General features: G+C 59.5%; 17 protein-coding genes. 10 read left to right on the plus strand and 7 right to left on the minus strand.

Translation table 11 applies throughout. The annotated features are described in order from the left end of the window. Positions 1 to 175: 175 nt before the first annotated feature. A complete protein-coding gene (locus tag NK667_RS01320) occupies positions 176 to 406 on the plus strand; it encodes a VF530 family protein (protein ID WP_007944895.1) in 231 nt (76 codons plus the stop codon). A 2-nt stretch (positions 407 to 408) separates the two neighbouring features. Continuing rightward, complete coding sequence (locus NK667_RS01325; protein ID WP_054613639.1) at positions 409 to 1,053, plus strand: Pr6Pr family membrane protein; 645 nt, start codon at positions 409 to 411, stop codon at positions 1,051 to 1,053. A gap of 121 nt (positions 1,054 to 1,174) precedes the next feature. Here NK667_RS01325 and NK667_RS01330 read toward each other — a convergent pair whose 3' ends face one another. The 3 genes from NK667_RS01330 to NK667_RS01340 form a co-directional block, all read right to left on the minus strand. Then, the gene (locus NK667_RS01330) at positions 1,175 to 1,960 is read right to left on the minus strand and encodes a siderophore-interacting protein (protein ID WP_054613640.1); all 786 of its coding nucleotides are present in this window, start codon (positions 1,958 to 1,960) and stop codon (positions 1,175 to 1,177) included. Beyond that, on the minus strand, positions 1,957 to 2,529 hold the full coding sequence (locus tag NK667_RS01335) for a PadR family transcriptional regulator (RefSeq protein ID WP_054045307.1): 573 nt from the start codon (positions 2,527 to 2,529) through the stop codon (positions 1,957 to 1,959). The genes NK667_RS01330 and NK667_RS01335 overlap by 4 nt, the downstream gene beginning before the upstream one ends. 288 nt (positions 2,530 to 2,817) lie before the next feature. Further along, entirely contained in the window at positions 2,818 to 3,057 is a 240-nt protein-coding gene (locus tag NK667_RS01340; protein ID WP_152980833.1) for a hypothetical protein, read from the minus strand. On the opposite strand from NK667_RS01340, the gene NK667_RS01345 reads away from it, so the two are divergent. The 5 genes from NK667_RS01345 to NK667_RS01365 all read left to right on the plus strand — a co-directional run bounded on the left by NK667_RS01345 (position 3,041) and on the right by NK667_RS01365 (position 8,673). Then, positions 3,041 to 3,526 (plus strand): CS1 type fimbrial major subunit, encoded by a 486-nt coding sequence (locus tag NK667_RS01345; RefSeq protein WP_054045305.1) that lies wholly within the window; start codon positions 3,041 to 3,043, stop codon positions 3,524 to 3,526. The genes NK667_RS01340 and NK667_RS01345 overlap by 17 nt on opposite strands. Positions 3,527 to 3,610: 84 nt before the next feature. Continuing rightward, the gene (locus tag NK667_RS01350; protein WP_054613641.1) at positions 3,611 to 6,133 is read left to right on the plus strand and encodes a CS1-pili formation C-terminal domain-containing protein; all 2,523 of its coding nucleotides are present in this window, start codon (positions 3,611 to 3,613) and stop codon (positions 6,131 to 6,133) included. A 5-nt stretch (positions 6,134 to 6,138) separates the two neighbouring features. Further along, entirely contained in the window at positions 6,139 to 7,356 is a 1,218-nt protein-coding gene (locus NK667_RS01355) for a hypothetical protein (RefSeq protein ID WP_054613642.1), read from the plus strand. A 38-nt stretch (positions 7,357 to 7,394) separates the two neighbouring features. Then, positions 7,395 to 8,138 carry a pilus assembly protein gene (locus NK667_RS01360; protein ID WP_054045301.1) on the plus strand — a complete coding sequence of 248 codons (744 nt, stop codon included), beginning with the start codon at positions 7,395 to 7,397 and terminating at the stop codon, positions 8,136 to 8,138. 34 nt (positions 8,139 to 8,172) lie between these two features. Then, positions 8,173 to 8,673 carry a CS1 type fimbrial major subunit gene (locus NK667_RS01365; protein WP_054045298.1) on the plus strand — a complete coding sequence of 167 codons (501 nt, stop codon included), beginning with the start codon at positions 8,173 to 8,175 and terminating at the stop codon, positions 8,671 to 8,673. 120 nt (positions 8,674 to 8,793) lie between these two features. Here NK667_RS01365 and NK667_RS01370 read toward each other — a convergent pair whose 3' ends face one another. The 3 genes from NK667_RS01370 to NK667_RS01380 form a co-directional block, all read right to left on the minus strand. Beyond that, a complete protein-coding gene (locus NK667_RS01370) occupies positions 8,794 to 13,461 on the minus strand; it encodes an NEL-type E3 ubiquitin ligase domain-containing protein (RefSeq protein WP_054613643.1) in 4,668 nt (1,555 codons plus the stop codon). Positions 13,462 to 13,657: 196 nt separating this feature from the next. Further along, positions 13,658 to 16,768, minus strand: a complete 3,111-nt coding sequence (locus tag NK667_RS01375) for a transglycosylase domain-containing protein (protein ID WP_054613644.1) — start codon at positions 16,766 to 16,768, stop codon at positions 13,658 to 13,660. A gap of 283 nt (positions 16,769 to 17,051) precedes the next feature. After that, a complete protein-coding gene (locus NK667_RS01380) occupies positions 17,052 to 17,510 on the minus strand; it encodes an REP-associated tyrosine transposase (RefSeq protein WP_054613645.1) in 459 nt (152 codons plus the stop codon). A 624-nt stretch (positions 17,511 to 18,134) separates the two neighbouring features. Here NK667_RS01380 and NK667_RS01385 point away from each other — a divergent pair. After that, entirely contained in the window at positions 18,135 to 19,556 is a 1,422-nt protein-coding gene (locus tag NK667_RS01385; protein ID WP_054613646.1) for an amino acid permease, read from the plus strand. 223 nt (positions 19,557 to 19,779) lie between these two features. Here the strand turns inward: NK667_RS01385 and NK667_RS01390 are convergent, their stop codons facing one another. Continuing rightward, positions 19,780 to 20,904, minus strand: coding sequence for an OpgC family protein (locus NK667_RS01390; RefSeq protein WP_054045288.1), 1,125 nt, complete (start codon positions 20,902 to 20,904; stop codon positions 19,780 to 19,782). 222 nt (positions 20,905 to 21,126) lie between these two features. Between NK667_RS01390 and NK667_RS01395 the strand changes: the two genes are divergently transcribed. Both NK667_RS01395 and NK667_RS01400 read left to right on the plus strand, forming a co-directional pair. Then, the gene (locus NK667_RS01395; protein ID WP_236708548.1) at positions 21,127 to 22,632 is read left to right on the plus strand and encodes a glucosyltransferase domain-containing protein; all 1,506 of its coding nucleotides are present in this window, start codon (positions 21,127 to 21,129) and stop codon (positions 22,630 to 22,632) included. Between the two features lie 107 nt (positions 22,633 to 22,739). Next, the gene (locus NK667_RS01400) at positions 22,740 to 23,114 is read left to right on the plus strand and encodes a GtrA family protein (RefSeq protein WP_054045287.1); all 375 of its coding nucleotides are present in this window, start codon (positions 22,740 to 22,742) and stop codon (positions 23,112 to 23,114) included. Positions 23,115 to 23,135: the final 21 nt, after the last annotated feature.

A 23,135-nucleotide genomic window follows, 5' to 3' on the forward strand; every position in this document is an offset into this window, starting at 1 on the left:
CGCGAAGGCGGCATGTCAGGCCACTTCAATGTCGACTGACATACCGCCTTCGCCAGCAAGCCTGGCTCCTACACAACGCGCTTGTTGACCTACAGTTAACTGAGCGCTTCCACCCGGCGAAACCCTCGGCTAAGGTGCGCGGCTTCTAAATACTTTCTTCGCGCGAAGGCCCGGCATGACCGAACAGAACAACAACCCGCTGCACGGCGTGACTCTGGAACAGATCCTCAACGCCCTGGTTGAACACTACGAGTGGTCGGGGCTGGCCGAGCGTATCGACATCCGCTGCTTCAAGAGTGACCCGAGCATCAAGTCGAGCCTGACGTTCCTGCGCAAAACCCCGTGGGCGCGGGAGAAGGTCGAACGCCTGTACGTGAAGTTGATGCGCACCAAGCGTCCGGTCTGAACATGCTGATCTCCACTGTCGCGAGGCGCCGCTGTATCGCCGTGGCGGCGGTGCTTGGCTGGGCAGGTTTGACTGTTCAGATGTACTTGATTCTCGGCACGCGCTGGGAAATCGGCGCCAGCCTGCTGGGCGGGCTGATGAGTTTCTTCAGCTTCTTCACCGTACTGACCAACACCTTGGTGGCCGTGGTGCTGACCTGCGAGCTGACCGCGCGGGAGTCGGCGGCGAAACGCTGGTTTCTGCAGCCGTCAGTCAGCAGTGGCATTGCCGTGAGCATCGCCGTGGTCGCGCTCGCCTACAGCCTGTTGTTGCGCCATCTGTGGCACCCCGAAGGCTGGCAGTTGCTCGCCGATGAGTTACTGCACGACATCCTGCCGCTGCTGTTTCTGGTTTATTGGTGGTGCTGCGTGCCCAAGGGGACGTTGCGCGTGCGGCACATCACCTTGTGGGTGATTTATCCACTGGTGTATTTCGCCTATGCGCTGCTGCGCGGGCATCTGCTGGGGGCTTATCCGTATCCGTTCATTGATGTGAGCACGCTGGGTTATCCACAGGTGTTTCTCAATGCGGGGGGGATATTGGCGGGGTTTGTCGCGATTGCGTTGGTGATCGTGGGATTGGATCGGTGGCGAAAGCCGATTTTGTAAACGTCCAAAATCAATGTGGGAGCGGGCTTGCTCGCGAAGGCGGTGTGTCAGTCACATCAATGCTGGATGACACTCCGCTTTCGCGAGCAAGCCCGCTCCCACAGGGGGTTTTCGCTGAAGCTTATTCCTCGTCAGAGTCACCTAGCCGCCAGTACCCCACCGCCTTAACGAACTGATCATCCAGCCCATGCTCATCGAGCAGCACCCGGCGGATCTGCCGTGACACTTTGCTCTCGGTCGCGATCCACGCATACAGATTGCCGCTCGGCACTTGCAGTTGCTTCACGGCGTTCAGCAGGTTGTTCTTGCCGCCGTCGCGCAGCACCCAGATCACATTCACCTGCGCGGCGCTTTCCAGGCGTTGCTGTTCGGCGCCGTTCTCGACTTCGATGATTACCAGCGCGCGGCGATTGGCCGCCAGGCCTTCCAGGCGTCGGGCGATGGCGGGCAGGGCGGTTTCGTCGCCGATCAGCAGGTAGCTGTCGAAGATGTCCGGCACGATCATCGAGCCCCGTGGCCCGCCGATGTGCAGGAACTGCCCCGGCTTGGCCTGCTCGGCCCAGGTCGAGGCAGGGCCGTCGCCGTGCAGGACGAAATCGATGTCCAGCTCCAGGGTGCCCAGGTCATAACGGCGCGGCGTGTAGTCGCGCATTTCCGGCATCGGCTGATCGGTTTTGCCGGCACCGAGCACCAGGGTTTCCAGCGCCGCCGTTTGCGCCGCGTTCTGCGGGAACAGCAGTTTGACGTGATCGTCGGTGCCGAGGCTGACAAAGCCTGCCAACTCCGGCCCACCGAGGGTAATCCGGCGCATGCGCGGGGTCAGGTCGACCACCCGCAATACTTCCAGCCGACGGCGTTTGATTTCATGCATGACGCGATGAATGGTCTGGGTTTCGACTGCAGTCATTCGGCTGTCTCCTGGGCGGCTTGAACGGCGGGGCCGTCGACGATGGCTTTGGCGGTGTTGTTGAGCAGGGCGGCGACGCGCAGGATTTCTTCCGCGCTCCAGCGCCCGTGATGCAATTGCAGCGCATGACGCAGGTTGTGCACCGCTTCGTGGATTTCAGCCGGGCGGTCATGCCCGCGCAGCGAGCGTTTGCTGACGTCGATGCGCATCCGCACCCCTTCCAGGGCAATCGCCTGTTCACTCAGGGACTGACGTCCGGCATCGGTCACGCTGTAGCGTTTTTTCCCGCCCTCGGCATCGCCGGTGATCATTTCGCTTTCTTCCAGGAACGTCAGGGTCGGGTAGATCACACCGGGGCTGGGGCTGTAGGCGCCGTCGAACATGCCTTCGATCTGGCGGATCAAGTCGTAGCCGTGGCACGGCTGTTCGGCGATCAACGCCAGCAGCAGCAGTTTCAAATCTCCGGGTGCGAACACCCGAGGGCCACGGCCGCCGCGCTCGCGGCCTGGGCGTTTTTCGAAGCCGTCGCGGCCGTCACCGTGTTCGCGGTGGGAATGATGGTCTCTCATTTTTTGCCTTCTCTCGTCGTGTTTAGATACAACTTAAGATATATCTTTAGGCGAATGCAAGGCGTTTTTCCTAGGACGTTTTTCTCGACCGACGAGCGGTGGGGTCCACGTAGGGGCGCGGTTCATCACATTGGGACCGATATTGAGTGTGGGAACGGAAATAACTTTGAAGTTAAAGTTATAGCTCTATTAGTTGTCGAGCCTATAGGCTGTATACCTCTTCACCCTGCAAATTAAAGTTGAAAGGGCTGTATGGTTTTTTCGATAAAACTGTATGTAGTCCAGTGCTTACAGTTGCCCGTCAATAATTCGCAATTTTGTTCTTTTTTCTGTCTTGTCATAGAGGCGTTTAACTACGCGATCATCGGAAGTTACTTGCTTACTTTCCAGAGGCATTGGCCGATCATTTGCCGACATTGAAAGTTCAGCCGACAGCGCCGCGACGTGTTTCGCCACGGCGTCGTTTGAACTTTCAATGAGCCCTTTATATTGAAAAAACAGGTACTGACCGATGTTCAAGAAAATCACTATTGCTGCTCCTCTGGCAGTTCTGGCGCTGACCTCCTCCGTTGTGTTCGCCGCCGGTGAAGCCAAGCACACCATCAACCTCGTAGCCCACGTACCGACTAATGGCTTCTACGTGGTGCCGGTCGACCCGGACCTGATCAACAAGGATCAGCGCATGGACTTCCAGCCGTCCACCGGGCAAATGGCCGAGGTCAACGGGTTCTTTGATATGCGCAACAACAATGGTTCGGTACACGCCAGTGTCGTGTCGGCGCCACGCCTGCTCTCTGGTGCCTCCGCCATTAACTTGAAAGTCGAAATCAATGGCCGGGAACTCACCACGACACCGCAAATGGTTGTGGGTGAAACCGAGTCCAACGTGAACTACCGCGCGCCGCTGCGTATTAGCGCTACCGGCACCACGTTCGCACCGGGCGACTACACCGGTGAAGTGGCGATGATCTTTGATGCCGTACCACCGGTTATCTAACGTTCGCTGTTAGCGTCAACCGGCGGGCTAGCAACTTTGTTGGCCCGTCGGACTTCCATTTGTCTGCAATCAGAGTACGTGTTCATGTTCCCGATGACTCCCATCGCGGCTGCGCTTGCGCTGTTGTTTTGTGCCAGCGCGGTGGCGGCTCCGGTTTCCGCCGGTTCTACACCGCGAAGTCTGTTGGCCCAGGCCAAAGGTCTGCCGGCGGAATTCGAGGAGCACTTTTTTGATGTGCCGCTGGCGGTTCGCGTGGAGCTCGATCAACAAATGCTGGGGGAGGCGATGATCGTGCTATCTCGCGACGACCGCATTACCTTGCTCGATTTTACCGACACCAGCGACAGCCGCTTCAGCGCCGCCGAGCGCGAAACCTGGGCCAGTTACCTCAAGCCCGGTGTGGCCTTGGGCGACTGCCGCGGCAAATGCCCGGAACAGATGCTGGCGGTGCACTACAACCTGGAAAATTCGCTGGTATCGATCGTCACCGAAAATGCCGAGCGTGACACCGAGGTCAAGCGCTACTACGACCAGCCCGAGGGCGGCAGCAGCGGCCTGATGGTGCGCAATCAGCTCAACCTCAATGGCGGTCAGGACCAGGATCTGGGCGGGCGCTATGGCCTGGAAGCCAGTGGCAGCCTTGGCAACTGGAGCCAGACCTTCAACATGCAACTGGCCCGGCTCGGCGGCCCGGATGACCAGCTCTACCACGCCGTACACGAGCTCTACACCCAGCGCGAATTGCAGGGCCGTTTTTTTCGCCTGGGTTATTTCACCCCCAATTCCGAAGGGCTGACCCGCCAACCGCGCACGTTTGGCACCAGCCCCGACACGGCCGTCGGCGTCATGCTCGGCAGCTCCGACAGCCTGGCGATCAACACGCCGACGCCCAGCGTCTACCCGATCTACGTTACGGCCAACCGCCAGGCTTCGGTGGAAATCCTGCGCGACGGTTTGCTGATCAATACCCAATCGGTGCCGGCCGGGTTGCAGACCCTCGATACCCGGCCATTGCCCGGTGGAATCTACGAAGTCGAAGTGCGGCTGATCGAAGACGGCCAGATCACCAGTACCACTCAAGAGCTGGTCTACAAGCCCAACAACTGGCGCAACCTCGATGAGCGCTGGCGCTACAACCTGTTTGCCGGGCAAGAGCAGAAATTGCTCAGCAACTGGGACCAGCAGGCCAGCGGCAGCGCGACGGCCGGGGCTTCGCTCAACTACCTGATGCATCCCCGGGTGATCCTCGGGCTGTCGGCGCGGCAGATTCGTGAAAAGCTGCAGTACGGCACGTCCATCGACTGGACCCTGGCCAATCACCTCAGCCTGTATGCCAACGTCTACCAGACTCAGGACCACGGCACCGGCCTCGATCTGCAAAGCCTTTACAACTACGGTTCCGGCAGTGTCGTCATCAGCCACAACCGCAGTTGGCTGGACACCACCAACACCTACGACACCTTGCCGGATGGCACGCGGGTGCGGCAGCGCAATGTGTTTGTCGGTGAGACCAGCAACTCGTCCCTGGCGCTCAATCACCGCTTGAGCAGCAAAAATTCGCTGAATGCCCGGGTGTCCCACAGCGAGGGCAACACCGAAGGTTTGGGCGTGGACCTGGGCTGGACCCAGCGCACCGTATTGTTCGGCAGCGATGCCAACTGGCGGCTGGCATTGTTCGATCGCCCCGGCAGTTTCAGCAGCGGAGATGCGCGCAATCGCGGAGTCGATTTGAGCCTGAACCTGGCGTTGGGCGCACCGGGCCAGCAGTTCACCGGCAGCATCGGTTCGCGGACCGCGCGCGACGGCGGGCGCGACAACAACGCGTCCCTCGGCTGGCGCAAAGACTTGCAGGGGCATGTGCTGCAAAACGTCTCGGTCACCGCGCTTTCCGACACTTATGGACTCGGTCTGTCGAGCCTGGCCAGTTTCCGCACCGAGTCGCTCAGTGGCGACGGCTTTGTCCAGCGCTCGTCCTACAACAACAACTTCACCGGTGGCCTGAACGTCGACAGCACGCTGGTCATCGGCGGCCAGCAAATGGTCCTGACCAGTGAACATCAGGTGCGGGGCGCGGGGCTGATCGTCGATGTGGAATCGGATATCGACGGCATCGCCCTGCGCGCCGATGACTTCAGCGGCGGCAGTGCCGCGCTGAAACCGGGGCGCAACTTCATCCCGATTACCGCGTACCAGAACAGCTCAGTGAGCTTCGATTTCGAAGGCAATCACGTACCCGCCGCCAGCATCGAGCCCTCGCGCACCCGTTATCACCTGAACAAGGGCGGCGTGGAATATCGCAAGGTGCGGGTGATGAGAACCCTGACCGTGCTCGGTCGGCTGGTGGACCCGCAAGGGCAGCCGCTCAAGGGCCATCACGTGATCAACCATGCCAGTCGCGGGGTGACCGAAGTCGATGGTTTCTTCTCCATGGAAATGAATGCCGGTGCGCCGACGCTGGAAGTGCGCCAGGGCAATCAATTGCTCTGCCAGTTCCGTCTCGATGCCAGTCAGCATCGCAGCGAAAACAACGTGTTGATGATCGGTGATCTGCGGTGCACACCGGACACCCTGGCCGACGTCAGCTCCACTGATCAGAAGGCAGGTTGAACCCTATGAAAATATCCACGGGTTGGTTGGGGCTGGTGATGGCGCTGATGGTGCCGACCGCCGAGGCGTTTAACCAAGAGATCCGCGCGTTGTTCACGCCGGACCCGGCGCAACCGCAACGCAATGTATTTATCAACAAGACGCCAGACAGCGGGTATTGCGCCACTTACCCGGACGAGTGCAAGAACAGCAATATGTTCAGCATTCGGATACCGGTGCGCTTCAACCACAGTCCAGCGATTGCGCCAGGCACTGGCGTTTCGGTCAAGGTACCGGCCAACTGGCGACAACTGACGGTCACCAATAGGGAAACCGGAGAATCGGAAACCGTCGAAGTGCGAATCACGGGGATTGGTTCCAACTACATCTTGAGCGATACGGCCGCCAATCTGGTGGGGGTGATCGATCTTCGGGAAGGGCACCAGAAACTCTGGACCAGCAATAGCTGGGTGTATGCGGCGCCTCCTTGTCTGTACAGCGGTGTCGGTGCTTATACCGGCAATACCTATCGGTTTTTCTGGAAAACCCCGTCGGAAGCGGCCTGTACCAAAGTCACGGCGTATCGGATTCCTTTCATGTACTTCGACACCCTGGATTTCGCCTATGAGTTGCGCACCCCCAACCCGCTGGGGATGTCGAGCGGGCTGTACACCGGCTCGATGAATTATTTCCTCGGCCCTGGGCAGGATTTCGACATCGGCGGCCTGAATCCCGATGACGGCAACCTGACCCTGGACTTCGTCCTCGATGTGCAACACACCCTGAAAGTGACCCTTCCACCTGGTGGCAATAAAGTCGAACTGGTGCCCGAAGGCGGTTGGCAAAGCTGGATAAACGAGGGACGCAAACCCAACCGACTGTTTCGCGATCAGATCTTCCATATCTCGGCGTCATCGCGATTCAAAATGATGTTGAGCTGCCCTCGTTCTGTGATGACCGATTGCGTCATTGACGACTCGAAATCGCCCCGGTACGGCAGGGTGGAACTGAGCGTGACGTTGCCCAACGGACTGACCGATACATTGGGGCGCCCCGTTCAGCGCCGTCCATTGAAGCGCGGAACCGCTGGAACCTTGCACTTCGCGCCGAGCCTCTATGTAGATCGCGGGATCGGAGTCCTGCATTTCGAAATCATGAGGGACTCTACCAACAACATGGTCCAGCCCGGTGTGGCGGGTGACTACTCGGGGAATCTGACAGTGATTTGGGATTCGGAAGTCTGACGGCATAAACACTCGCCATTATTTTGAGGTTCAAGACCATGAAACGTCTGTTGTTGATGTGGGTTAGCAGTTTGTTTTGCCTGACGGCACAGGCCGGTCCGCAGATTAATGTGGGCACGGTGTACGACTACCTGGACGGCGATAAAAGTACGTACCTCAAGCGGGTATTCAACAGCGGCGACAGCACCGCGTTCGTCAAGATCAACGTCCTGGAAATCCTCTATGACGCCGACGGCACGATTCGCGAAGTACCGATCGAGAGCGCGCCGGACGGCGCCTCGCGCCAGGGCATCATGGCCAGCCCGGCGCGCTTGATCGTGCCGGCCAAAGGCATGCAGGGTACGCGGTTGCTGTTCATGGGCGAGCGCGAAAAGGAGCGCTACTTCCGCGTGCGTTTCGTGCCTGTCGTGCCGGAGAAAGAAGATGAATTTGTGGTCTCCAACGAAGAGCGCGAAGACTATAAGAAGAGCCTGTCTGCTGGCGTCAACGTGATGACCGGGTTCGGCACCATCTTCTTTGTCCGTCCGAAGCACGCCCGCTTCGACACGGTGGCCAGTGACAGCGCCGAGCGTTATGAGCTGCATAACAACGGCAACACCGTGGTGGTGGTCGATGAGTTCAAGAGCTGCTCGATCAGCGACGAAAACGATTGTCGGCCGACCACCAAGCATCACGTGATGGCCGGCAAGACGTTCAGCTTCGACAAGGAAAAAGGACGCGAACACCGCTTCATCGTGATCGAGGGTGACCGCAAGAAAGTGCTGACAATAGCCAGTCGATAGTGGCGGCTTCCAATTGACGCTGTGGGTAACAAACATGATCAAGCAATGCACGGTTGCCGCACTGCTGGCGGCAACGGCGCTGACGAGCCTTTCGGCACTGGCCGCCCGCGAGGAGCACACCTTCGAAGTGACCGTGACGGTGCCGACCCGGTCTTTTTACATCGTGCCGGTGGACACGGGCTGGATTCATCGCGAGCAGATCCTGCCGTGGCATGTCGCGACCGCCCGGCTGGGCAGCCTGCGCAAATACTTCGATGTGCGGCACGACACCAGCGCCATTGAAGCGCGCCTGGAAGAGCAGGCGTACATCTCCAACGGCCACCCGGCGGACGATATCGCCTTGCGCGTGCGCTTCAATGGCGTAGAGCTGAGCCACGCCGTCGAGCCCCGGCTGGTCGTAACCGCCGCCGATGCCGCGGTGGGTTCGCGGGTGCTGCTGGAGATCGAACCGCAACAACCGGCCGGGGGTTATCGGGCCGGGGATTATTACGGCAATGTGCTGTTGTTGTTCAATGCGCGAGCGCCGGGGGCGTGATGGTTGGCGAAAGCCCCTGTGGGAGCGGGCTTGCTCGCGAATGCGGTGTGTCATCAACATTGATTTCGACTGACACGGCCTCTTCGCGAGCAAGCCCGCTCCCACAGGGGGGATTGTGTCTTAAGGTAGTGTTTGTTTCAGAGCCTCACGGGTTTTTTGCCGGGCCAGTTCCTGCTGTCGGTAACCCAGGTCACTGTACAGCGCGTTGTAGGCCTGTTCGCTCATGGCTTCCCCGGTGAAGATCTGCTGTTCGGGAATCGACAACTCTCGCGCCAGTTCCCGCAGCCATTCGCGCAGTCGAGTCTTTTGTGCCTCGGGCAACAAAGCCTGGGCCTTTGCCCATTCCGATTGCGCCTCGCGCAGGTTTTCAAGCAGATCCTGCAGGCGTTCATAGCGCTGGGCGTTGGCGTGGAACTCGCCGGGCCAGGTCTCCCGCAGGTACTGGTCCCAGAACGGTTGTTCAAGCATGGCATTGACCAGTCCGTCGCCGTCTTCCATGGACAGCACCGTCTCGAAAGCCTGATCGATGGCGCGGTCACTCACGCCGGCAACCGGTCGGTAAAGCATGCTTTCCGATTGCCAAGGCAGTTCCAGGCGATCGGCCAGCGAGGTTTCGTAAGCCAGGTACACCTCGACTTCATCCGGGTTGCCGCCGCGCGCGACGATATCAGCCCGAGCGATGTCGTCGACGCGCTCCAGGCGCGCGGCACCTTTGGCCAGCATCACCAGTGCCTTCTCCAGTGGCGCGCGGTAGGTCGAGTAAGAATAGGCCCGCGACGCGAGAACCTTGACTCCCATGTTGTTGAACAACTGGGCTCCGGCATCCGCACAATTGGTCGGCGCCGTAGCCATGGTGAACAGCTCCTCGCGCAGGCGGGTGTCCAGGTCCATGGCATCGATCATGTTCCAGACCCGCGTGGACAACTGTTTGCGCCATTCACCGCCAGCCCGGTAGTCGGAAGACCGGGTCAGGTTATCTATCACGCTGAAAAAGCCTGCGGCGTTCGGCTCCGTAATCAACTTGTCCCACGCCTCCGCCCGGTAAGCGCCCAACCCCGGCGCGCTGCCCCATAAATCAGAATCGTCAGCCAAGGGCCATTTTTGCCGCGCGCGTTCGGCGGCGGGGGCAAGGACAATCCGGCGAGGCAGCCCGACCGACTGGCGGTATTGGCTGATTTCGAATTGGGCGGTGTGCGGCAGATCTACCACCGACACCCGTGTACGCGCGATGATCATCGCGCTGTCCGAACCCGGGATCACCAGGGGAACGGTGGTGATCGGGTTGTCTTGCAAATCCAGGAAAAACCCCCGTGGACGATGTTTGCTGAACACCCCTTGCGGCCAAGTATCGAGCCCGGTATTGCTCAGGTTTAATACGGTCAGGCGCGGCATGCGTTCGACATTCGGCGAAAGGCCCAGCGGATTGTTGTCCAGCCGCAGGATTTCCAGTCGGGTCAGGTGGCGCAACTGCTCTACGGACTCGGGCGTCAGTTCGATGCGGTTGTCGGTCAGTCGCAGGGTTTCCAGTAAATGCATCTTGCCCACGCCTTTTGGCAGGCGCCGCAGCTCGCAGCGTCGGGCGCTGAGATGGCGTACGTGGCGGAAGTCTTTCAACAGGCCGTCGGCGCCTTCCACAAAACGGCCGTTATCGAGTGCCAGCGTGGTGACCTGATCGAAGTATTTTTTCAGATCCGGCAGCGTCTTCCACCAGCGCTCAAGGTTGTGGTGGTGGAACTCCGTCGACAGATCCAGCGTAAAACCGCCTTCCAGGCTACTGCTCTCATCGAACACGCGCGAGCGCCGTTCGAAACACTCCAACAGCCGTTCAGCGATATGTTTGAGGGCTCCTCGGTAAATCACCGGCTCGTCGGGCAAGGTCGGGAAATTTTGCTCCAGCCACCACTGAACCGTATTACGTAACAGCGTCAATTCGTCTTCGAGTGATTCGATCACTTTGAAGGCATCGGGCCTGGCGTTCAGCGAGCGAACAAAAGCGTCCACTTCCCGTTCTCCCATGGCCGGGTAAAGATCCGAGACGCGCTCATAGAGCGAGGCCCCCCCGGTGGACAGCTTGGGCCCACGCAGCAGCAACAGTGTTTGCGGCTCGGCCACCGGGCGGATCGACGGCTCCAGCAGCAAGGTCCGGCGCTCGGCGGGAGGCTCGGTCTTGGCGATCAACCATTCCCTGAACCAGGCGCCCTGGCCGGGACGGTAGCCCAGTTGTCGTCGCTGTTGCTTGGGCAGGGCGCGCAGGATCGACTCATACCAATCAGCCGTCCCATGGAGCAATTGATTATCGGCATCACGCACTTCGTAGCGTCCCTGTTTGTCACGCAGCAGACGCCGGACGATCGACGCATCTTCGGGGCCAACAGAGCAACGCAACTCCCCATCGAACGCGCCTTCCCGCACCTCGATGCGCAGGTCGTTGTAGGTGTCGGTGTTCAAGCGCAGCACGTTCAGGACCAGCCGTTCGGTATCAACGCTCAGCCTATCAGCCTTGAAGAAGCCTTCGACAGCGTGCGTCGTGCGTACTTCAAACGCACATTCGCGCGCCTGGGCTTTCAGGTGCTGGGGGACGCGTTGCTGGTGCGACAGCATGTCCAGTTGGTTTTTATTGGCCCCGGCCACCAGCGCTTCGGCAATGTCGGCGGACAGGATCGGGTGTTCGCGCTGGAGCTGCCGGGCGTTGGGGTCGTAGCTGCCGGGTACCGGGGCGCCCTCGAAGGTTTTGAAGTGCTTCAGGGCGTCGTCCAGCAACAACGGTGGCGGTGCGCTCTCGACATGCATGCGGCGCAATGAGCCTTCGTCGACGCCACTGATGAGCAGGATGTTTTCCAGTTGTTCGGGGGTGAAACCGTCGGTGCTGTGGCCGAGGCGTTTCATCAAGGTGACTTTGTCCCAGGTGCGAGGGTTCTCGCCTTCATGCAGCCAGGCACCGCGACCGTTGTGGGCCAGTTTCGGCGCGTAGGCATTCGGTCGCTCAGGATGCTGGACGCGGTGTTCTCCGGTGTCGGGATCCTTTTGCACGGCGTAGAGCTGGTCATCTATCGGCAGAACGTGCTGGTTTTCGACGCGATGCAGGCCCAGTTCATCCGGCTTCGAGTCCTCGCCCAACGAGATTTTTTTTTGCGCGTAGGGCGCGAGGTCGGGGTGCCACAGGCGGGTTTCACCGTTGGCCAGTCGAACCTGTTGCGTACCCTCGATAAATGGCGAGAGCTTGAGTCGGAATTCGTTGCCGATGGCGCCACCCGCAGCGAACACCGCCAGTTGCACGACGTCCGTCGCCACCGAGATCACATGCTCGGCGGCTTCGGCCCAAAGACCTTCAGCCAGGTCCACCACGCCCTCAATCACATCGTTGGTCAGTTGATAAGCGGTGTAAGCGAGCATGAGTTCGCCCAGCCCCGGCACGAACGGCGCCACCACCATCAGCGCAACGTTGAAGATGTCCGAGACGATTTTCTTGAAGTTGTCCCACCAGGCCCAGCGGGTGCGGCTGTCGGTATCGGCAGTGGAAACCGCGATTTCCCGGCCGTCATTGAGGATCTTGTTCAGCGTTTGTTGATACAGGTGCTCCCACAGCGGACGGTCGATGGGCGACACGGAAAATTGCAGGTTGGGGTTTTTTACCGGTGTGTCGCGCCAGCTCGGGCGCGGGTCCAGCGCCTGTTTTTCATGCCATTTGACGCTGCTGAGGCGTTGTCCCAGTCCGGCGAAAAAATGCCCGCGCTGTTGCTGGTCGACGAACTGGCTGAAGAACTGCTGGTAGGTGATCGCGTTGGCGGGCAGGACTTTGTTCTCGCGTAGTTGGCGCGTCAGTTCCTGCATGAAATCGCTGATCGAGCGGTATTCCTTCAACGGGTGCTCGGGGTCATGGGGGACATAGACAATGACCTTGTCGGTGCCGCGACTTTGCTGTTCTACCGGGGCAAACACCACGATGCCGGTCAGGGTGGTGTCCATCATTGCCAGGTCCAGCACCTGCATGACTTTGCCATCCAGCGTCAGGTTTTGCCGCCCCTCGATCAGGCCCAGTACCACGCTGCGGGCATTGCGGCTGATGTGTTTTTTCGCCACGGCCAGATGCACGGCAGCCTTGAGCGCGGCCTTCTGGCTGCGAGTGACCTTGAGCTGCAAGAACGTGGATGCCAGAGGATCTGCCGGCAACAAAACGCTTTCGAGATGACGTTGGTAGCGGGCACCGATATCCAGTTCGCGGCACAGGGCCTGGAACTGTTCGATGCTGATTTGTTGCTTGATCGGCAGGACGTCGAAATGACCTCGCTGATCGGGCCGGGAAATGAAATCGGATCCGGCTGCGAAGGTTTCGGAACGGGCGAAGTTATGCACCGCCGCGTCCAGCAACGACACCGTGCGCGTGGTCACGGCTGCCGAGGTATCAATCACATACCAGGGCGTTCCCTTGGGGATGTAGAGCCTCAGGTAGGTGTTCGCCACATCGAGGTCGAGACGGTATTTTTCTTTCAGAGCGGCTTTGAGACGAGGCGCGGCAAATGTGCGGATATCCTGGAGATTGTCGAGCATCTGGTCGACGTCGTTTTGCGCACTCCAGGCATCGGTATTGGCGGTTTCAAGCTTTCTGTCGGCTCTCGTATGCCACTCTTCCCGGTGCAGGCTGGTGCTGCCGAGCGTTTGTACCCGGGTTAAAGAGGCGTTGGTGAAAGGGGTGCCGATCCTGTCCCGGATCAGGTCGTAATGCTGGCCCTTGTTGTCCGGCAGGTCATCGGGATGGAGCAGGGTTATGACTGACTGTATCTGAGACATCGTGACTGTTCTTAGTGTGAACTCGGAACGCCTCAGGCTATCCACTGCCAACAATAAAAAAAGTCGAAACGATCACGCCCGAACTGCCGTTCGGGCGGGTTATCCATTGAAAATTGGAATGCCGAAAATACTTATTTACCACCACCGTCACTAACGTCGTTTTCTTCGTAGGAAATCGCGACAGCGATGGTCAGCATCATCGCTGCACGACCACCGGTGCCTGGCATTCCGTGTTGCGACCGGGCTGCAAATAAGGCGTCAGGATCGGCGCCATGCCCTTGAGCACCTGTACCGGCAACGCCGAAGTGAATTTGAATGTTTCGGCAGTACGGCCTGGTACGAATGCAGTCAAGGTGCCGAAGTGGTGATCGCCGATGTAGAACACGAAAGTCGCAGTACGGTTGATCGATTTCGAACTGAGGATCCGCCCACCGGCGCCGATGGCTTCGATGCGGTTATCCCCGGTGCCGGTCTTGCCGCCCATCGCCAGTGGTGTGCCGTCCGGTGTCTTGAAACTGCCGGACACGCGTTTGGCCGTACCGGCGTCCACCACATGCGACAAGGCTTCGCGCATGGCTGCGGCGACTTCGGAAGGCATCACCCGTTTGCCGACATTCGGGTCGTTGATCACTTGAGTTTCATACGGCGTGTTGGCGGCGAAGTGCAGGCTGTCGATGCGCAGCGTTGGCATGCGCACGCCATCGTTGAGGATGGTGCCGATCAGTTCGGCCAAGGCCGCCGGCCGGTCACCGGAGCTGCCGATGGCAGTGGCCAGCGATGGCACCAGGTGATCGAACGGGTAGCCGACCTTCTGCCAGCGTTGATGAATGTCGAGAAAGGCTTCGATCTCGAGCATGGTGCGAATGCGACTGTCGCGGGCGCCCTTGTGTTTACTCTTGAACAGCCAGCTGTAGACCTCCTGGCGTTCGAACTGACTGGCTTTGACGATCTCGCTCCACTTGGCGTCCGGGTGGTGCAGCAGGTAGCCGATCAACCACAGATCCAGCGGGTGGACCTTGGCGATAAAACCCTGGTCCGGCAAGTCATAGGAGCCAGGGCCGTAGCTCAGGTACAGGCGCTCCAGGCGTTCGTCGGTGAGTTTTTCGTTGAGCTTGGCGCCTTTGAGATGGGCGCGCACGAAGGTGTTGAACGCGGCCTGCTCGGCGTCCGGGTAGAGATAACGGTGCACGGCGGCCATGCGAATCGGGGTCGGGCGCATGCTGTCGAGGAAGGTTTCGAGGCGCGCGTCGGTGTCCTTGTTTCTGTATTTTTTCCAGAACTTGAGCAGGAACGACGTGCCTTCCTTGTCGGCAAAAGAAGCCAGATATTCCTGACGCCGAGGGTCGCGGTCGTCCTTGAGCAATTCGGCGCTGCTGCTGGGGCCGGAATAAGTGGTGTAGCGCACGATGTCACGCATCAGGCGAATGAACGGCAGGTTGATCGACTCGCGGATGGCATCGCGCAGGGTCGGCAGGCGGCCGTTGTCCTCGTTGCGAAAGTTGTGGAACGTGTGCAGCCCGCCACCGGTGAAGAAGGCTTCACCGGGGCTGGCCGAGTATTTGCGGTCGAGCGCGGCGCCGAGCATTTTCGACAGGTCGCGGTCGTTGTTCTGGATCAGGTAATCGACGACCCAACGGCTCAGGCGATCCTGATCGGGGACGTCGGTTTTTTTCAACTCGGCCACGGTCTTGTCGGCGTACTTGTCGTGCAGCTCGGAAATGATCTGCAAGTATGTGGTCAGCACCCGCATCTTGGCGGTGGAACCCAGTTCCAGTTTGCTGCCTTCGTTGATGTCGAAGGGCTGGTCGGTGCTGTCAGTCTGCACCCGCACGCGAGAACCATCCGGGGTCAGTTCAAACAGCGTGAAGCTGTAGCGCACCGCCGTGGTACTGGTGGGGGTGAGCAGGCGTTCGCCGATCAGGCCGATCTGCCCGGCAAACACTGGGTCGGCGAGGTGCTTGAGGTACTCGGTGGCCTGGGCCTGCAGGTCACTTTGCAAAGTGCTGGTGGCTGACAGGTCGAGGCGGTCGAGGTCGTACAGCGGCCGGTTGAGCATCGACGCCAAGCGGCTGCGCGCAGTGCTGATGCCTTTATTGGTTTCAATCGGCTGGATGGTCGGTTGGGTCTGCCAGTCGCGGTAGGTGACTTTGCTGGCCAGCGCGGCGGCGGCGAACTGCGCATCAATGACATTGTTCTGGGCCAGCAGGCGGATGTGGCTGTCGGTGAGGTCGGCCAGTTCGTCATGACCTTTGGTCAGGTAGTGAGAAGGGCGGCGCTGGGCGATCATCAGCGACAGCATTTCACGCAGGGCCAGGCCTTTGGCGGCCATGGTCTTTGGATCCGTGGCGGTGCTGGCCAGGGTTTCATTGGCCTTGTTGAAATCGGCGCCGTACCAGACGCGCAAGCCTTCGGCCATGCCATGCACTTCACCGTGACCGGGAACGGCCGACAGCGGCACGCTGTTGAGGTAGTCGCGCACCACGTTTTGCCGCGACTGCAAGGTCTGCGGCCCGCTCTGATAGGCGCGCACGCTGGCGGAAATCATCTGGCGGATCTTCTCCGCGCCCGAGACGGTCAAGCCGTCGGGGGAGTGGCGGTATTTCTCAAGCTGCGTCGCCAAAGTACTGCCGCCCGCCGACTGCCCCGGCAAGTGCATCAGTTTCGCCACTTGGGACCATGCGGCCATGCCGAACCGCGGCCAGTCCACGGCCGGGTTGGCCAGGGGCTGCTTGGGGTCGAGCAGGAAACGGTTTTCGATGAATAGCAAGCTACTGACCACCACCGGCGGGATCGAATCGAAGCTGGAATACAGCTGTTGCGGATAGTTGAACTGGTACAGCGGCGCCGCGCGGCAATCGGTGATCGACAGCCCGGCCTGGATTTTCTCCGCATAGGGCACGAAAAAGCCCCGGTCGCTGTACTTCATCAGCGCCGGCGAAAAGCGGGTTTGCGAAGCGATGACGTAGTTGCGCTTGAGCAACCGGGCAAGAAAATCTCCCATGGAGCTGTAGCCCAAACGCAAATCGAACGGCCCCGCACCCGGGTAGCGAATCGCGTCGCTGGGACCGGGTTGAACCTCATAACTCAAGGACGCGGCAAATTTGCTGACTTCCCGGGCCTGAAATTTAGAGGTGCGCATTTCCTTGGCGGCGGCCAGCCCCAGCACGACCAGGATAATCAGCAGCAACAACCAGAATGCCTTCCAGCCGTGTTTGGCACGACGGGGTTTTTCAGGTAAAGGCGCATCATCCACACGTTCAGTCGGAACCACGGTTTTACTCGAATCGGATTGCCATAACGCGCCCATAGTCGACTGATCCATTCACGCAGATTGATCGGACTTGTCTGAAGCTTAGACGGTGGTTGGCGCTGGTGAAAAAATTGTGAATAGAGAAATATCGAAATCGTATGAGTGGTTGTGTGCAGTGAACGGACTTGCCCGTAAGTCCAACACAGTCTTGTGGCGAGCGAGCTTGCTCCGGGCGGCGTTCCGACGCCGGGCTGCGAAGCGGCCCCTTTTTGTGAGCGCTGCGCGCTCAAGCGGGAGCAAGCTCCCTCGCCACAATGAATGTCCAACCTTGGATCCGTGTTCAAAGCCAGCAAGCATCCCAAAGCGGATAGTCGCCAGTTTTCTCCACGAGCCCGGCACGCACCGGATTGGCAACGATGTAGCGGGCGAAAGGCCGAAGTTCTTCGCCGTCGCGGATCGCACGGTCGTGGTAGCCGCTTTGCCAGAATGCCCCACGAGTGCCTGACGCTCGATTGATACTCAATGTGCTGCGAGACTTGATGGCCTGCATCAGTTGCGCCAGAGAGCGCTGTTCCAATTGCACCAGCCAATGAAAATGGTCCGGCATGACAACCCAGGCTATTGAATTAACCCATTGCTGTTCATGGGCTCGCCTGAGTTCAGCAACCAGTAGACGTCCCAAGCGCCAATCACTGAAAACACGAAGACGTTGATAGACGACTGCAGTGATCAGATAGCCTCGCCCTTGTTCTGAGTAACGTCCATGACGCAGTCGATGGGAGTTCGGATGTGGGTGCATTCCATTGCGTCCTTTTGCAGTGACCTGAAAGAACCCTAGCCCGCTACCTTCCTACGTGAGCCGGCAACTACTGTCTGAAAATTCCGAAGCTGTCGAAGGACTAAAGCGCAAAACATTCCCTGTGGCGAGGGAGCTTGCTCCCGCTGGGCTGCGAAGCAGCCCCAATCCCGGTATCGCGGTGTGCCTGATAAACCTATATCACTGGGTTGGCGACTGCTGCGCAGTCGAGCGGGAGCAAGCTCCCTCGCCACAGGGTCTCATCGTCTGGAATTGCTGTGCTAGACGCTTGCGATGGGCCAATACGACCTGCGTCGATACATGACGACGCACCATTACCGTGCAATACTCCCCGCCGTTTCAGCAGCGAATAATCCTGCAAAACCCAGGTAATGCCCCTCCGTAAACCGGGCTTTTGGCGAGAGTTGTGCCTGAATGTTGTGGTTTATAGAGTGAAAAGCCCTGTCCGAAGCTTTTTATACTGCACGCCCCGCTGATCTTGCAGGTTTTGTCCTACAAGACGGGTTTGCCCACAAGGCAGGCCCGGTATCGGGAAGCGCTGGCTTACCGGTCTGCGCTTCGTTTACTCGGTGGTCACATCCAATAACAAGACGAGGTTGTACCCCTATGCCAGCAGGCAATCATCTGCCCCAAGGCGAGACCGCTCAGGGCGGCCCGCTTAAACGCGAACTGGGCGAACGGCATATTCGCTTGATGGCACTCGGTGCCTGTATCGGCGTCGGCCTGTTCCTCGGGTCGGCCAAGGCCATTGAAATGGCCGGCCCCGCGATCATGCTGTCCTACATCATCGGCGGTCTGGCGATCCTGGTGATCATGCGCGCCCTCGGCGAGATGGCCGTGCACAACCCGGTCGCAGGCTCCTTCAGCCGTTACGCCCAGGATTATCTCGGTCCGTTGGCCGGTTTCCTTACCGGCTGGAACTACTGGTTCCTGTGGTTGGTGACCTGCGTTGCGGAAATCACTGCGGTGGCGGTGTACATGGGCGTCTGGTTCCCCGACGTGCCGCGCTGGATCTGGGCGCTGTCGGCGTTGATCAGCATGGGCACCATCAACCTGATCGCGGTAAAAGCCTTCGGTGAGTTTGAATTCTGGTTCGCCCTGATCAAGATCGTCACGATCATTGCGATGGTGATCGGCGGTATCGGCGTGATCGCGTTCGGTTTCGGCAACGACGGCGTGGCCTTGGGGATTTCCAACCTGTGGGCCCACGGCGGCTTCATGCCTAACGGCGTGCAAGGCGTATTGATGTCCCTGCAAATGGTGATGTTCGCCTACCTCGGCGTCGAGATGATCGGCCTGACCGCCGGGGAAGCGAAGAACCCGCAGAAGACCATTCCCAATGCGATCGGATCGGTGTTCTGGCGGATCCTGCTGTTCTACGTCGGCGCGTTGTTTGTGATCCTGTCGATCTACCCGTGGAACGAAATCGGCACCCAAGGCAGCCCGTTCGTGATGACTTTCGAGCGTCTGGGGATCAAGACTGCCGCCGGCATCATCAACTTCGTGGTGATCACGGCAGCGCTGTCGTCGTGCAACGGCGGTATCTTCAGCACCGGTCGCATGCTTTACAGCCTGGCGCAGAACGGCCAGGCCCCGGCCGGTTTCGCCACGACCTCGAGCAACGGCGTGCCCCGTCGCGCACTGCTGCTGTCGATCTTCGTGCTGTTGCTGGGTGTGCTGCTCAACTACATGGTCCCGGAAAAAGTCTTCGTCTGGGTGACAGCGATTGCCACCTTCGGCGCGATCTGGACCTGGGTGATGATCCTGCTGGCCCAGCTCAAATTCCGCAAAGGTTTGAGCGCCAGCGAACGGGCCGGCCTGAAATACAAGATGTGGCTGTACCCGGTCAGTTCCTACCTGGCGCTGGCATTCCTGGTGCTGGTAGTCGGCCTGATGGCGTACTTCCCGGACACCCGCGTGGCGCTGTATGTCGGCCCGGCGTTCCTGGTGCTGCTGACGGTGTTGTTCTATGTGTTCAAGTTGCAACCGACCAATGTGGCGCAAGGTGCGGTGCGTTCGGCGTCTTGAAGTTGTAACGCCTGAAATGCAAAAGCCCCGGTCAATTGGCCGGGGCTTTTTGTTGAGGCACGCTTAACTGTGGCGAGCGAGCTTTTGTGGCGAGGGGGCTTGCCCCCTTTTGAGTGCGAAGCGCTCCCGGCATTCCTTCATTCAAACCGGATCCACAGGTTTGCGACTGCTGCGCAGCCGAACGGGGGCAAGCCTCCTCGCCACAAAGGGTGTCTTGCCGAAATCAAACGGTTACTGCTTGCACCGGCCGGTTCAAGCGCTTGTTGAAATCCAGCCAAACCCCCAGCAACGCCATCAACCCTGCCCCCACCAGCGCAGTGAAGATCTGCATGGCAAACGCATCGTCGGTCATGGCATTGACCATGTCCGCCAATGGCGCCAACAGCACACCCAGGCAGAAAACCTCCAGCGAATAACGCCCCATGCGACAGCTTTGCTGCGCCAGCCAGTTTTGCGTCCAGCCGCTGTCGGGCAATAACTTGGCGGTGACGTAGGCCAGCGCCAGGAAGTGCAGCAGGCGCACCGGCGACAGGTCGGTCTTGCTGATCGGGTAAAGCAGGTTACTCAGCCACGCAGGCATCAGCGCGTCGTGTATTTCCGGCCAGCGCCAGGAGATTGTAATCACCCCGGCGAGCACCGCGTACACCAGCGCACTGACAAACAACGGTTGGCGCATCAGCGCTCGAGTGTCGGGCAGGCGCAGCCGCTGCCCGTGAATCGCGGTAGCGCCACCGAGTACGAACAGCAGTTGCCAGACCACCGGGTTGAAGTACCACACGCCATCCTTGATGGCCGCCAGGTTCCAGCCAAACCACGGCGCCAGCAGGTACACGGTCAACGACACGGCCACCACCGCCCAAGGTGCGCGCACCAGCATCGGCAGCACCAACGGCAAACCGGCCAGCAGCACGATGTACAGCGGCAGCGGGTCCATGAGGTTCGGTTTGAAGCGCAACAGCAACTCATCCGTCAGCGCTTGCTGGGGATTGGTGATGAAGTGGTGCATGCCCATTTCTTCCACCAGATCGCGGGTTTCCACATGGCTGTTGGCGAAGAACACGATGCCCATCAGCATCGCCAGCAAAAAGATATGCACCACATAGAGCACCCAGGCGCGGCGCAGGATTTTCACGCAGGCGATCAGATAACCGTCGCGCTTGAGGATCTTGCCGTAGGCCAGGACTGCCGCGTACCCGGCCAGAAACACGAAAATTTCCGCCGCATCGCTGAAACCGAAATTACGCGGAGTGATTTGCCCGAGTGGGTTGTGCGGCACGTGATCCCAGAAAATGAAGATCAGGGCCAGGCCGCGAAAAAAGTCGATGCGGTGATCGCGTTCAGACGTCATGGCTGAGGGCTCTTGAACGGGTGTTGAGTAAGGAGCGCCACGCGGCGCAAAAGTGCCACGCATCGGCGGCGCGCAGGGTGGCGCGATTGGCCGGTAATTGCAAAGGCCGGGTATTACGGGATATTGCCCGGCATCGCCGTCTGTCGCAAAGCCAGTGATTTAGAGCCGGTGGCGGGTTCAATACGCTATGGGCTTAATGCAGTAACCCCAAGGGGCTCCGACATGCGCATGGGCGATTGGCTCGACAGAGAACTCGGCAGCCGGCGGGTCTGGCTGTGTTTTTTGTTGGCGACCCTTGCCTATGTTCTGCCGCTGATCCTCGCGGATTATCCGTACATCGATGACAACTGGCGTTCACTGGCCGCTGGCATGGGGTGGGCCGGGGAGGGGCGCTTATTCACCCAGCTGTTCTATAACTGGCTGACCTTTACCGATGCTGCGCCGAACATCTTCCCGCTGCCCTTGCTGCTGGCCACACTGGCGATGGCTTGGGCGCTGACCCGCCTGACCTTCCACTACTTTATCGAACCGACATTCACCCATTTTCTGGTGGTGCTCGCGTTCTGGTACAACCCGTTCTTCCTGCAAAACCTGTCGTATCAATATGACGGGCCGGCCATGACCTTGAGTCTGGTGGCGGTGATCTTCGCGATCACCTTTCGCAGTGTTTCGCGGGTGCAACAACTGCTGGTCCCCGCGTTGCTGATTGCCCTGGGCCTGGGGTTGTATCAGGTCAGTATCAACGTGTTTATCGGGCTGTGTTGCGTGGAGCTGTTGCGCTACGCGAACGACCGTCTGCCCTGGCCCGAAGGGTGCCGGATGATCGGCTGGAAAGTCGCGCAAACGGGGCTGGCCTGGTTGATCTACGCCGCCACGGCGTATGCCTACATGAACCCGAATCGCACTCTGTTATTGAATGGGCAGGCGAGCCCGCTGCAGCAAGTCGAAACCAATGCAGGCCGGGTGCTGGAAAAGGTCATGCTGCTGTTTCACGGTGGCTTCGGTTGGGTGTTTGGCGCGCTATTCCTGGGTGCGATTGCCGGCAGTGTGTTGGTGGGGCGACGCATCATTGAACGCAGGGATAACGGGCGGAAGAATGCGCTAATCGGGCTTCTGTGTTTACTGACCTTACCGATCGCGGTGCTGCTGGTACCCGGTGCCGCGCTGTTCTTCCGCGACTTCAATGAAGGCGCCCGAACCTTGATGGGTTTTTCAGTAGTGCTGTTGCTGCTGTTCTACCTGAGCCACTTGGCGCTGGCGGCCGTGCATCGACGATTGCCGCTGCTGTTGCTGGTCCCGCTGTTGGCCATGCTCTCGCTGTCCTACGCCTACGGCCGGGTGTTGATGCTACAAAAGACCTTCGCCAACACCGCGCTGAATGCCTTGAGCTACGACATCGCTTCGCGCCCGGCACTGCGCGATGCCAAGCGCATTTATATGTCGGTGACTTACTCCGATCACTGGCTGGTCGGGGCTGCCGGCTCGTTCAAACATTTGCCGGTGCTGCGCTATTTGCTGAACACCGATTACTACATGTTGGCCGAGAATCTGCCAAAAGCCGGCATCACCAACGTGGTGGCCGAGCGCGAGCGGCGCAATGCAACCCGGGTCGGGTATCAGGGATTTGTACCGTTGGTGGACAGTCAGTACTACCGCATTTATCTGCTGGGAGATTACGGTTTTATCGTCATGAAAGAGCCGAGGCCGATCGCTGAGTTGCAGTGGTGACCGTTCATCCAGAACAGCGGCAACCTGTAATTTCTGACAGTAGACGCCGTCGGGTGGTGCTTTTAGTTTGAGAAGCACCTCAAGTGGTAATGCGGGACAGAGCCGGCATGAAAGCCTTATGGAAAGGTTTCTCCAGTTACGCGGCGGTCGGGTTGGCCAACGCAATTATTCATTGGCAGATATTTTTCGTTCTCACCGCCGCCGCGGAGCTCAGTCAGGCCACCAGCAACTTTGCGGCGTTTTGCGTGGCCGCGTCGTTTTCCTTCTATGTGAATGCGCTTTACACCTTTGATGCCGAAGTCTCAGTAACCGGGTATCTGCTGTTCATCGCTGTCATGGGCATCCTGAGCTACGGCATCGGGCGCATAGGCGATACATGGCTGCTTCATGGCCTGGTGACGGTGACAACGTTTTCATTGTTGAGCCTGGTGTGCGGGTTTTTCTTTTCGAGGTTTGTGCTGTTTCGTGAGCGCCAGGCATGAGTCGGTTCCAGCCAATCGGCG

Origin of the sequence: Pseudomonas nunensis, from assembly GCF_024296925.1 — a bacterium.
Taxonomy (GTDB): Bacteria; Pseudomonadota; Gammaproteobacteria; order Pseudomonadales; family Pseudomonadaceae; genus Aquipseudomonas; species Aquipseudomonas nunensis.